The sequence below is a fragment of the Rhodanobacter sp. FW106-HT46G03 genome, from assembly GCF_058789895.1.
The window spans coordinates 700,042-711,433 of sequence record NZ_JBYTCC010000001.1 but is presented as its reverse complement, the minus strand read 5'-3'; the positions used below and the strand labels follow the sequence as shown (position 1 = coordinate 711,433).

9 protein-coding genes are annotated in these 11,392 nt (G+C 68.4%); 6 read left to right on the top strand and 3 right to left on the bottom strand.

Annotation, left to right across the window (positions count from 1 at the left end):
* Positions 1 to 47 precede the first annotated feature (47 nt).
* From ilvD to ilvA, 6 genes are all read left to right on the top strand, one after another.
* Entirely contained in the window at positions 48 to 1,760 is a 1,713-nt protein-coding gene (gene ilvD / locus AC3WP6_RS02965; RefSeq protein ID WP_492626306.1) for a dihydroxy-acid dehydratase, read from the top strand.
* Positions 1,757 to 2,767 (top strand): ketol-acid reductoisomerase, encoded by a 1,011-nt coding sequence (gene ilvC, locus AC3WP6_RS02960; protein WP_492626305.1) that lies wholly within the window; start codon positions 1,757 to 1,759, stop codon positions 2,765 to 2,767. The genes ilvD and ilvC overlap by 4 nt, the downstream gene beginning before the upstream one ends.
* 63 nt (positions 2,768 to 2,830) lie before the next feature.
* On the top strand, positions 2,831 to 3,172 hold the full coding sequence (locus tag AC3WP6_RS02955; RefSeq protein ID WP_492626304.1) for a VOC family protein: 342 nt from the start codon (positions 2,831 to 2,833) through the stop codon (positions 3,170 to 3,172).
* 53 nt (positions 3,173 to 3,225) lie between these two features.
* Positions 3,226 to 5,076 (top strand): biosynthetic-type acetolactate synthase large subunit, encoded by a 1,851-nt coding sequence (ilvB, locus tag AC3WP6_RS02950; RefSeq protein ID WP_492628627.1) that lies wholly within the window; start codon positions 3,226 to 3,228, stop codon positions 5,074 to 5,076.
* A gap of 29 nt (positions 5,077 to 5,105) precedes the next feature.
* Positions 5,106 to 5,384: an acetolactate synthase small subunit gene (gene ilvN / locus AC3WP6_RS02945; RefSeq protein WP_492626303.1), complete on the top strand. Its 279-nt coding sequence runs from the start codon at positions 5,106 to 5,108 to the stop codon at positions 5,382 to 5,384.
* Positions 5,381 to 6,943, top strand: a complete 1,563-nt coding sequence (gene ilvA, locus AC3WP6_RS02940) for a threonine ammonia-lyase, biosynthetic (RefSeq protein ID WP_492626302.1) — start codon at positions 5,381 to 5,383, stop codon at positions 6,941 to 6,943. Before ilvN ends, ilvA begins: the two co-directional genes overlap by 4 nt.
* A gap of 21 nt (positions 6,944 to 6,964) precedes the next feature.
* On the opposite strand, the gene AC3WP6_RS02935 is transcribed toward ilvA, so the two are convergent.
* The 3 genes from AC3WP6_RS02935 to AC3WP6_RS02925 are packed head-to-tail and all read right to left on the bottom strand — an operon-like array spanning position 6,965 to position 11,227.
* Positions 6,965 to 7,714, bottom strand: coding sequence for a phosphoadenylyl-sulfate reductase (locus AC3WP6_RS02935; protein ID WP_492626301.1), 750 nt, complete (start codon positions 7,712 to 7,714; stop codon positions 6,965 to 6,967).
* On the bottom strand, positions 7,711 to 9,402 hold the full coding sequence (locus AC3WP6_RS02930; RefSeq protein WP_492626300.1) for an NADPH-dependent assimilatory sulfite reductase hemoprotein subunit: 1,692 nt from the start codon (positions 9,400 to 9,402) through the stop codon (positions 7,711 to 7,713). The genes AC3WP6_RS02935 and AC3WP6_RS02930 overlap by 4 nt, the downstream gene beginning before the upstream one ends.
* A gap of 1 nt (position 9,403) precedes the next feature.
* Positions 9,404 to 11,227: an assimilatory sulfite reductase (NADPH) flavoprotein subunit gene (locus AC3WP6_RS02925; RefSeq protein WP_492626299.1), complete on the bottom strand. Its 1,824-nt coding sequence runs from the start codon at positions 11,225 to 11,227 to the stop codon at positions 9,404 to 9,406.
* Between the last annotated feature and the right edge of the window lie 165 nt (positions 11,228 to 11,392).

Sequence of the window (11,392 nt, the reverse complement as noted above, 5' to 3'; positions counted from 1 at the left end):
GCACGCGCAAGGGAGGCATCTCTCTTGTTTCCACCATGGGGATATCCATGCGCAGTGATCTGATCAAAACCGGCCCCGACCGCGCCCCCGCCCGCGCCATGCTGCGCGCCACCGGCATGAACGACGACGCGCTGAAAAAGCCGCTGGTGGCGGTGGTGCACAACTGGTCCAACGTCAGCCCGTGCAACTTGAACCACCGCGAGCTGGCCGACCAGGTGGCCGCCGGCGTGCGCGCGGCCGGCGGCACGCCGGTGGAATTCAACACCATCGCGGTCACCGACGGCATCGCCATGGGCACGCCCGGCATGCGCTACTCGCTGGTCAGCCGCGAGGTCATCACCGACTCGATCGAGGCCGCGGTCGAAGGCCACCTGTGCGATGCGATGGTGATCCTGTGCGGCTGCGACAAGACTATCCCCGCCGCGGCGATGGCGATGGCGCGGCTCGACATCCCGGCGGTGGCGCTGTACGGCGGCACCATCGCGCACGGTCTGCACAAGAACCGGCCGATCACCATCCAGCAGGTGTTCGAAGCGGTCGGCGCGCATGGCGCCGGCAAGATGGACGACAGCGAGCTGCACTCGGTCGAATGCGACGCCTGCGGCGGCGCCGGCGCCTGCGGTGGCCAGTTCACCGCCAACACCATGGCGATGGTCATCACCACGCTGGGGCTGTCGCCGATGGGCGCCAACGACATCCCGGCCACGCATCCGGAAAAACTCAAGGCCGCGTTCCGCTGCGGCGAGCTGGTGATGGATTGCCTGCGCAAGAAGCGCACGCCGCGCGCGCTGATCAACCGCACCTCGCTGCGCAACGCCGCGCGCATGGTCGCCGCCACCGCTGGTTCCACCAACTCGGTGCTGCACATGCTGGCGATCGCGCGCGAGGCCGGGGTGGATTGGAAGCTGGAGGATTTCCAGCCGGAAACCGAGGAAACCCCGGTGATCGCCGACCTCATGCCCTCCGGCCGCTACACGGCAGTGGAGATGTACGACGCCGGCGGCATCGCGCGCGTCGCGCAGGAGCTGATCGCCGCGGAGCGGCTCGAAGACACCCCGACCGTCACCGGCCGCACGCTGTTCGAGGAAGCCGCGGCCGCGCCACGGTTCGAAGACCAGCACGTGATCTACCCGGTCGCCAACCCGATCAAGCCGCACGGCGGGTATTCCATCCTGTACGGCAACGTCGCGCCGGAAGGCTGCGTGCTGAAGATCCCCGGCAAGAACAGCGCCGGCCACGGCGCGACCCACTTCGAAGGCACCGCCAAGGTGTTCGAGAGCGAAGAGGACGCGTTTGCCGCCGTGCAGGACGGCCGCGTCGGCAAGGGCGATGTCGTCGTCATCCGCAACGAAGGCCCGGCCGGCGGCCCCGGCATGCGCGAAATGCTCGGCGTCACCGCCGCGCTGATCGGCCGCGGCCTCGGCGACGACGTGGCGCTCATCACCGATGGTCGTTTCAGCGGCGCCACGCACGGCTTCATGGTGGGCCACATCGCGCCGGAAGCCGCGCGCGGCGGCCCGATCGCGCTGTTGCGCGACGGCGATCCGCTGCGCATCGACGCCATCAGCCGCGAAATTTCCACCAGCGCCGATCTCGAAGCCCGGCGCGCCGACTGGCAGCCGCCGGCACCGAAAGCCACCCGTGGCCTGTTGGCGAAATTCGCGGTGCTGGTCAGCTCCGCCTCCGACGGCGCCACCACCTCCGCCGCCAACGTCACCCGCCGCACCACCCATACCACCACCCAGGGAGTCATCGCATGAGCACCACCATCCTCGCTTCATCCCGCATCGCCGTGCTTGGCTATGGCAGCCAGGGCCGCGCGCACGCGCAGAACCTGCGCGACTCCGGCCTCGACGTCGTCGTCGGCCTGCGCAAGAACGGCCCGTCGTGGCAGAAGGCCAAGGCCGAAGGCTTTGCCGTGGCCGAACCCGCCGAGGCGGTGAAAGGCGCCGACCTGGTCGCCGTGCTGGTGCCGGACATGGTGCAGCCGGCGCTCTACGAGCAGGCCATCGCCCCCAACCTCAAACCGAATGGCGCGCTGCTGTTCGCGCACGGTTTCAACATCCACTTCAAGCAGATCGCGCCGCGCGCGGACATCGACGTGATCATGGTCGCGCCCAAGGGCCCGGGCGCGCTGGTGCGCACCGAGTACGAGCGCGGCCGCGGCGTGCCGGACATCTGGGCGGTGCACCAGGACGTCAGCGGCCACGCCGAGGACAAGGCGCTGGCCTATGCCGACGGCATCGGCGGCGCGCGCGCGATGCTGATCAAGACCACCTTCAAGGAAGAGACCGAGACCGATCTGTTCGGCGAGCAGGCCGTGCTGTGCGGCGGTGCGAGCTCCCTGGTGCAGGCCGGTTTCGAGACCCTGGTGGAAGCCGGCTACCAGCCCGAGATCGCTTATTACGAGGTGTTCCACGAGCTCAAGCTGATCGTCGACCTGTTCTACGAAGGCGGCATCGCCAAGATGCTCAAGTACGTGTCCGAAACCGCGCAGTACGGCGATTTCGTCAGCGGCCCGCGGGTGATCGACGCCGGCGTCAAGGCTCGCATGAAAGACGTGCTGACCGACATCCAGAACGGCACCTTCGCCAGGAACTGGACGGCCGAATACAAGGCCGGCCTGCCCAACTACAACAAGTTCAAGCAGGCCGATCTCGACCACCCGCTGGAGCAGGTCGGCGCCAAGCTGCGCGCGCGCATGACCTGGCTGCAGGGCGACGCCCCGGTGGCCGCCGCGCCGCAGAAAAAGCAAGCCGTCGGCTGAGGCCGACCGCGGGCCGTGGCACTTGCCGCGGCCCGCTCACCTACTGATCGAACGAGGTACGCCATGAAACGCTTTCACATCGCCCTGATCGTTGCCGACCTGGACACCGCCATCGCCGACTACAGCAAACGCCTCGGCCAGCACCCGCAAGCCGTGGTTGCGGACACCTACGCGATGTGGCGCACCGAGCTGCTCAATTTCTCGATCAGCCAGGACCCCGCGCGCGCCGGCCAGGTGCGCAACCTCGGTTTCGAGGAGGACGAGGCCGAAGGCTTCCGCAGCGAAACCGACAGCAACGGCATCGCGTGGGAGCGCTTCTCCGCGCTCACCCAGGATCTGGAAGTGATCCGCACCTACGGCATCCCGGTGCATCCGGCCCACTCCGAGGAGCTGATCCGCAACTGACATTCGCAGCGCCCGCCCCTACCCACCACCAGGATTCGATCGTGACCACCCCCATGCAGACTGCCCTTGCGGCACCCACCATCCCCACCCACCCGCTTGCCGGGCAAGCCATGAGCGGCGCGGAGATCGTGGTACAGGTGCTTGCGGACGAGCACGGTGGCGTCGTGTTCGGCTACTCCGGCGGCGCGATCCTGCCGGTGTATGACGCGGTGTTCCGCTACAACGCCGAACACCGCGACGCCGCCGGCCATGAGCCGTTGCCGCTGGTGGTGCCGGCGAACGAGCAAGGCGCGGGCTTCATGGCCGCCGGCTATGCGCGCGCCTCGGGCAAGGTCGGCGTGGCGCTGGTCACCTCCGGGCCGGGCGCGACCAATCTCGTCACCCCGATCCGCGACGCGATGGCCGACTCGGTGCCGTTCGTCGCGATCTGCGGCCAGGTGCCCACATCGGCGCTCGGCAGCGACGCCTTCCAGGAGGCGCCGGTCGCCAACATCATGGGCGCGTGCGCCAAGCACGTGTTCCTGGTGTCCGATCCGCAAAAACTCGAAGCCACGTTGCGCACGGCGTTCGAGATCGCGCGCAGCGGGCGCCCCGGTCCGGTGGTGGTCGATATTCCCAAGGACGTGCAGAACACAACGCTGAAGTTCGACGGCAACAGCCACTTGCCGATCCCCGGCTACCGCGCGCGGCTCAACGCGGTGGCAGCGGCGAAACTCGGCGACGAGGCCTGCGCCAGTTTGTTTACCGCACTGGCGCAGGCCAAACGCCCATTGATCTACGCCGGCGGCGGCGTCGTCTCCGCCGCCGCCGCACCGGCGCTCACCACGTTTGCGGAAACCTTCGGCATCCCGGTCGTGACCTCGCTGATGGGGCTGGGCGATTACGACACCACCAGGCCGCTGGCGCTGCACATGCTTGGCATGCACGGCACGGCGTACGCCAACTACGCGGTGGAGGATTGCGATTTCCTCATCGCGCTGGGCGCACGCTTCGACGACCGCGTGGCCGGCGTGCCCGACCAGTTCGCCGCGCATGCGCGCTTCATCGCGCAGATCGACATCGACCCGGCCGAGATCGGCAAGGTCAAGACGGTGGACTGGCACCACATCGGTCCGCTCGTTGCCGCACTGGAAAAGCTGACGGCCTGGGGCCGCAGCCACGCGTTCCACTCCGACCTCTCCGCCTGGCACGCGCACCTCGCGCAGCTCAAGCACGACTACGCGATGAACTACAACCGCGACAGCCCGCTGATCCAGCCGGAAGCCGTGATCGAGGCGATCAACCGCCAAACCCAAGGTCGCGCGATCGTTGCCACCGGCGTCGGCCAGCACCAGATGTGGGCCGCGCAGTATTTCGATTTCCGTGCGCCGCGGCATTGGCTCACCTCCGGCTCGATGGGCACCATGGGTTTCGGCCTGCCCTCCGCCATCGGCGCGCAGTTCGCGCGCCCGGATGCACTGGTGATCGACGTCGACGGCGACGGCTCGATCCGCATGAACGTGGGCGAGCTGGAAACCGTCACCACCTACGAGCTGCCGCTCAAGATCCTGCTGCTCAACAACGGCGTCGACGGCATGGTGCGGCAGTGGCAGAAGCTGTTCTTCAAGGGCCGCTTTTCCGCCACCGACAAGAGCCTGCGCAAGAAGGATTTCGTCGCCGCGGCCAAGGCCGACGGCTTCGAGTGGGCGCAGCGGCTCGAGCGCAAGGCCGACATCGAGACGACCATCGCCGCCTTCCTCGCCCACCGCGGCCCGACCTTCCTCGAAGTGATGATCGACCCGGACGCCGGCGTGTACCCGATGGTCAGCCCCGGCGCGAGCTACGCGCAGATGATCACCGGCCCGTTCATCCCTTCGCGCAGTGCGCCGATAACGCCGGAACTCGCCCCCACCCACATGTTCTGAGCCGGCGCCATGCGCCGCTGGAGAGTGCCATGAAACACACGCTTTCGATCCTGCTGCAAAACGAATCCGGCGCGCTGGTGCGCGTGGCCGGCCTGTTCGCCGCGCGCCACGTCAACATCGACGCGCTCACCGTGGCGGCCACCCACGACCCGGCGGTGTCGCAACTGACGCTGGTGCTGCACGGCGACGAGGGCACGTTGCAGCAGATCCTGCGCCAGGTGCGCAAGCTGGTGGACGTGCTCGATGCCAGCAGCCTGTCGGTGGTGGGCAGCGGCATGCGCAGCCATCTGGTGGCCACCCCGGCATGAACGCCCAGCTCGCCGAAGGCGCAGCCGATGCCGCGCCCTCCGATCTGGAACTCCTGCGCCACACGCTCGCCGCACGCGTCTACGACGTGGCGCAGGAGACGCCGCTGGAAGACGCCAGGCTGCTTTCCGCGCGCCTCGGCAACCGCGTGCTGCTGAAGCGCGAAGACCTGCAAAGCGTGTTCTCGTTCAAGCTGCGCGGCGCCTACAACAAGATCGCCTCGCTCGATGCCGCGCAGCGCGCGCGCGGAGTGATCGCGGCCTCGGCCGGCAACCACGCGCAAGGCGTCGCGCTGGCCGCGGTGCGGCTCGGCACCCGCGCGGTGATCGTGATGCCGCTCACCACGCCGCGGGTGAAAGTGGACGCAGTGCGCCGGATCGGCGGTGACGCGGTGGAGATCGTGCTGGCGGGCGACTCCTACAGCGATGCGCAAACCGCGGCCGCGCGCATCCAGGGCGAACGCGGCCTGGTGTTCGTGCATCCGTTCGACGACCTCGACGTGATCGCCGGACAAGCCACGGTGGGCATGGAGATCCTGCGCCAGTGTCCGGCGCCGGATGCGGTGTTCGTGCCGGTCGGCGGCGGCGGCCTGCTGGCCGGCATCGCCAGCTACATCAAGACCATCTCGCCGCAGACCAAGGTCATCGGTGTGCAGGCGGACGACTCCGACGCGATGGCGCAATCGCTCGAACGCGGCGAGCGCGTGTACCTGCCCGATGTCGGCCTGTTTGCCGACGGCACCGCGGTCAAGCAGGTCGGCGCGCTCACCTTTGCGCTGTGCCAGCGGCACGTGGATGCGATGGTGCGCGTGGACGGCGACGCGCTGTGCGCGGCGATCCGCGACGTCTACCAGGAAACCCGCAGCATTCCGGAACCCGCTGGCGCGCTCGCCGTCGCCGGGCTAAAGCAGTATGCGGCGAAACACGCACTCAAGGGCGCGACGCTCGCGGCGGTGATCTCCGGCGCCAACATGAACTTCGAGCGCCTGCGCTTTGTCGCCGAGCGCGCCGAGGCCGGCGAACAGTGCGAGGCGCTGTTCGCGGTGACTATCCCCGAGGAGCGCGGCACCTTCCGCCGCTTCTGCGCCGCACTCGGCCGTCACCAGATCACCGAGTTCAACTACCGCATCGGCGACGCGCGGCACGCGCACATCTTCGTCGGCGTGCAGACGCGCAGCCGCGACGAGCGCGCGCTGCTGGCCGAACGCTTCCGCGCCGAACGCTTCGAGGTGCTGGATCTGTCCGAGGACGAGCTGGCGAAGCTGCACCTGCGCTACATGGTCGGCGGGCGCACGCCGCTCGCGGATGACGAGCACCTGTTCCGCTTCGACTTCCCGGAACGCCCCGGCGCACTGCCGGAGTTTCTCGCCCACCTGCACCCGGACTGGAACGTCAGCCTGTTCCACTACCGCAACCACGGCGCCGACCACGGCCGCATCCTGGTCGGCATCCAGGTGCCCGACATCGAATGCGCGCTGCTGCAGCGTTTTCTCGACACGCTGGGTTACCCCTACGCGGACGAAAGCGCGAACCCGGCGTACCGGCTGCTGCTGCGCCAGTAGCCGACAGGCCGCGGGGCGGACTCACGCCGCCGACACATCCGAATGCCCGAGGTCGGCATGCAGGCCGCATTCGCGATGCAGGCCGAAAAAGCGGGTGTCTTCCTCGCGCATGCCGGGCTGCCAGCGGCGGGTGGTGTGGGTATCGCCGATCGACACGTAGCCGGCGTGCCACAGCGGGTGGTACGGCAGATCGTGCGCATGCAGGTAGCGCCACACGTCGTGGTCGTTCCAGTCGACGATGGGATGCAGTTTCCAGCGTCCTTCGTGGCGTTCGAGGATGTCGGCGTGCGCGCGGCTTGCGGACTGGCTGCGGCGGATGCCTGCGATCCACGTCTGTACGCCGAGTTCTGTCAGCGCCCGCTGCATCGGCACCAGCTTGCGCAGCTCGTTGTAGCGGCGGATGCCGTCCACGCCCTGCTCCCACAGTTTGCCGAAGCGTGCCTCCATCCACGCCGCGCCCATGTCGGCGCGGTACACCTTGAGGTTGAGGTCGAGGCGCGCGCGCAGCTCGTCGATGAAGCGGTAGGTTTCGGCAAACAGGTATCCGGTGTCGATCAGCACCACCGGGATGTCCGCCTTCGCCTGCACCGTCAGGTGCAGCGACACGGCGGCCTGCGCGCCGAAACTCGACGACAGCATATGCTCGCCGGGCAAGGTTTCCAGCGCCCAGGCGATGCGCTCGGGTGCGCTGCGCGTGGCAAGCCAGCGGTTGAGCTCGGCGAGCCTGGCCTGCGAATGCGCGGCCTGTTCGATCTCCACCGCGCTGCTCACGGCGTCACCTCGCGTTCGGCCGGCGGCGTGACCACGTTGGTGCGCGCGCAGAAATCGCCGAAGTGTTCGCCGCCCTCGCGCTCGGCCGCAAAGCGCACAAACAGCGCATCGAGCTCGGTCAGGATCGCCGGCTCGTCGATGTTTTCGCGGTACACCGCGTTCATCCGCTGACCGCGGTGGTCGCCGGCCAGCATCAGGTTGTAGCGGCCCGGCGCCTTGCCGATCAGCGCGATCTCCGCGAGGTAGGGGCGCGAGCAACCATTCGGGCAGCCGCTGACGCGCACGTCGAGCGGCTCGTCATGCAGGCCGTGCTGGTCCAGCAGCCCTTGCAGTTTGGGCACCAGGTGCGGCATCCAGCGTTCCGATTCAGCCATCGCCAGCCCGCAGGTGGGGAACGCCACGCAGGCGATCACGTTCAAGCCCAGCGGCGTCTCGCTGCGGTACAGATCCAGATCGTGCTTGGCGGTGATCGCGTCGATCGCCGCGCGCAGCTCGCCCGGCACGCCGGCAATGAACGCGTTCTGGTTCGGCGTGAGGCGGATCTGCGCATCCGGCGCGTGCTCGGCAAGCAGCGCTGCGATCTCGCGCATGCCGGCCTGGCGCGTGGTCTTGCCGTCGTCGTGCACGCGTCCAAACGGAATGCGCAGGCCGAGATGCCAGCGTCCGTCGTCGCCCTCGCGCCAGCCGAAGCGGTCGCCACGCTGGGTGAAGCGGAACGGCCGCTGGCGTTGCAAAGTGAACCCCGCGCGGCGTTCGATCTCGGCCTTGATCCATGGCAGGCCCTTGTCGTCCACCGTGTACTTGAAGCGCGCGTGCTTGCGATCGCTGCGGTCGCCGTGATCGCGCTGGATGGTGAGCGTGGCGACCGACAGGGCGGTGACCTGGTCGGGGGTGATGAAGCCGATCAGGCTCGCCATGCGCGGATAGGTTTTCGCGTCGCCGTGGCTGGCGCCCATGCCGCCGCCGACCAGCACGTTGTAGCCGGCGAGCTGGCCGTCCTCGATGATCGCGACCAGACCCACGTCCTGCGAATACACGTCGATGTCGTTTTCCGGCGGCACCGCAAACCCTATCTTGAACTTGCGCGGCATGTAGGCGTCGCCCAGCAGCGGCTCCGGCTCGCTGCCATCGGTGGCCGGCTCGCCCAGCCAGGTTTCGAACCACGCCCGCGACTGCGGCCGCAGGTGCAGCGACAGGGCCTGTGCCTGCTCATGGATCTGCGCATGCACGGCCGACAGCAGCGGGTTGACCGCCGCCACCACGTTGCGGTTGTCGTCGCCGCAGGCGGCAATTGTGTCCAGCCCGCTGGCGTGGATGTTCTGCACCGCCGCGCGCAGGTTGCGCTTGTCGATGCCGTGCACCTGGATCGTCTGCCGCGAGGTCATGCGGATGCCGTGCGTGCCGAACCGGCGCGCGGTGTCGTCCATCGCCAGCCACTGCCGCGGCGTCAGCACGCCGCCGGGCAAACGCAGGCGCACGAAGAAGATATACGCCGGTTCCAGCTTGGCAACGCGGCGCGCTTCGCGCACGTCGCGGTCGTCCTGCTGGTAGCCACCGTGGAATTTCAGGAGCTGCACGTCGTCCACGCGCAGCGCGCCGGTGATCGGGTTGGCGAGGCTCTCCAGCAGGGTGCCACGCAGGTGGCGGCTCGCGCTCTTGATGCGTTCGATATCGGAAGGCTTGCCCATCTCAGTACACGTCCCTTGCATAACGGTGCTGCTCGCGCAGCGCGTTCAGGTATTCGTCCGCGGTTTCCGGCGTGCGGCCGCCGTGAGTCACCAGCACGTCGCGCACCGCGGCTTCGGCATCGCGGGCCATCGAGATCGCGCCGCAGACGTAGAGGTGCGCGCCGCCTTCGAGCCAGGCGTAGAGCTCCTTGCCCCGCTCGCGCACGCGCTGCTGCACATAGACCTTTTCCGCCTGGTCGCGCGAGAAAGCCACGTCCATGCGCGTGAGGGAGCCGTCCTTCAGCGCCGCCTGCCATTCGAGCTGGTAGAGGAAATCGGTGTGGAAATGCGGGTTGCCGAAGAACAGCCAGTTGCGCCCGGTCGCCCCGGCCGCGGCACGCTCCTGCACGAAGCCGCGGAACGGCGCCACGCCGGTGCCGGGACCGATCATGATGACGTCGCGCGCGCCATCCGCCGGCAAGCGGAAGCGCTCGTTGCGCTCCAGATACACCTCGATCTGCGCCCCCTCGCCACGCGTGGCGAGCCAATGCGACGCCGCGCCCCAGCGCGTGCCGGCCGGCGTGGGGTATTCCACGTGTGCCACGGTGAGGTGCGCCTCGTCCTCCACTGCGGCACGGCTGGAGGCGATCGAGTACAGCCGCGGCACCAGCGGGCGCAACGCGGTCACCAACGCCTCGGGTGTCCATTCGGCGCCGTAGCGCTGCAACAGGTCGATTGGCTGCGAGGCCTCCAGCAGCGCCCGCAGCGCCTCGCCCTGCGCGGGATCGAGCAGCGCCTTGAGCTCCGCATCGCCGCTGCGCTCGGCGAGCGCGGCGACGAACGGCCGGTTCAGGCGTGTGATCTCGCGCTTGGCATACAGCCACTCGCGCAACTCGCGCGTAACGTCACCCACGCTGACCGCCGCGGTGCCATCCAGGTGCACGGTTTCCAGCAGCGCGTCCACCAGCGGCTCGGGGTTGCGTTCCACCACGCCAAGGGAATCGCCGGGCTGGTAATCCAGCCTCGACTCGGCCAGATTCACTTCGATGTGGCGCACATCCTTCGCGCTGTCGGCGGTGGTGATGCGCTGGGCGGCGAGGATCTCGGCGGTGAACGGATGCGTGGCCGACCAGCTTGCCGCCTCCGCCACTTCCAGATGCGGGCGCAGCGGTGTGACGCGAGCCTCCGCGGGCTGCCCCGAAGCCTTCAGCACGTCGCGCGCAATGCCCAACGCCTGCTTGGCCCACGGCACCGCCACAGTGTCGAGATCGAGGTCGGCTTCGCCAAAGGCAAACAGCCGCTTGCCGCCCAGCTCGGCGAGGCGCGCGTCAAGCTTGCGCCCGATCACGCAGAATTGCGGGTAGCTGGTATCGCCCAGGCCAAGCACCGCGAACGAGAGCGCATCCAGCTTCGGTGCGCGGCGGCTGGCGAGAAAATCGAGCAGGCCGCGCGCGTCGTCCGGCGCATCGCCGTCGCCCTGCGTGCTGATAACCGCGTACAGCAGGCGCTCCTGCGCCAACTCGCGCTGCGGGTAGGCATCGGCACGCAACAGGCGCACGGCAAGCCCGCCGGTTTCGGCTTGTTGCGCCAGTTGCTCGGCCAGCCGTTTGGCGTTGCCGGTCTGGCTGCCGTAGACCACGGTAAGCCGCGCACCCGCATCAGGCTCCGCCGCCGCACGTACCGGCATCGGGACGTCCGGGCCCGGTGCCACTCTTCGCGCCAGGCCAGCCGTGTAGCCCGACAACCACCACAGGCTTGCGGTATCCAATCCTTCGGTCAGCAGGTCCAGGTGCTGAAACCGATCCTTCGGCAAAGGCAAACGTGACAGACTCGCGGTAGCTGGCATGGTTCGAATGACGTGCAGCGGCGGAAGACTGCAACGTAAAGCCATGCATGCCGCCAGCGGAAATGACGGCGCCATGTGCACATATGGCGCATAAGCGAAAAGCGGCGACTTCTATCGGAATGCGGGACGTCATTTCACTAGCGATGGATTCAACTCCGCGGTGCC

Coding starts and splice junctions, on each gene's coding strand:
- ilvN (WP_492626303.1), top strand. CDS start 5,106: ATGAAACACACGCTTTCGATCCTGCTGCAAAACGAATCCGGCGCGCTG.
- AC3WP6_RS02955 (WP_492626304.1), top strand. CDS start 2,831: ATGAAACGCTTTCACATCGCCCTGATCGTTGCCGACCTGGACACCGCC.
- ilvD (WP_492626306.1), top strand. CDS start 48: ATGCGCAGTGATCTGATCAAAACCGGCCCCGACCGCGCCCCCGCCCGC.
- ilvB (WP_492628627.1), top strand. CDS start 3,226: ATGCAGACTGCCCTTGCGGCACCCACCATCCCCACCCACCCGCTTGCC.
- ilvA (WP_492626302.1), top strand. CDS start 5,381: ATGAACGCCCAGCTCGCCGAAGGCGCAGCCGATGCCGCGCCCTCCGAT.
- AC3WP6_RS02925 (WP_492626299.1), bottom strand. CDS start 11,227: ATGCCAGCTACCGCGAGTCTGTCACGTTTGCCTTTGCCGAAGGATCGG.
- AC3WP6_RS02930 (WP_492626300.1), bottom strand. CDS start 9,402: ATGGGCAAGCCTTCCGATATCGAACGCATCAAGAGCGCGAGCCGCCAC.
- ilvC (WP_492626305.1), top strand. CDS start 1,757: ATGAGCACCACCATCCTCGCTTCATCCCGCATCGCCGTGCTTGGCTAT.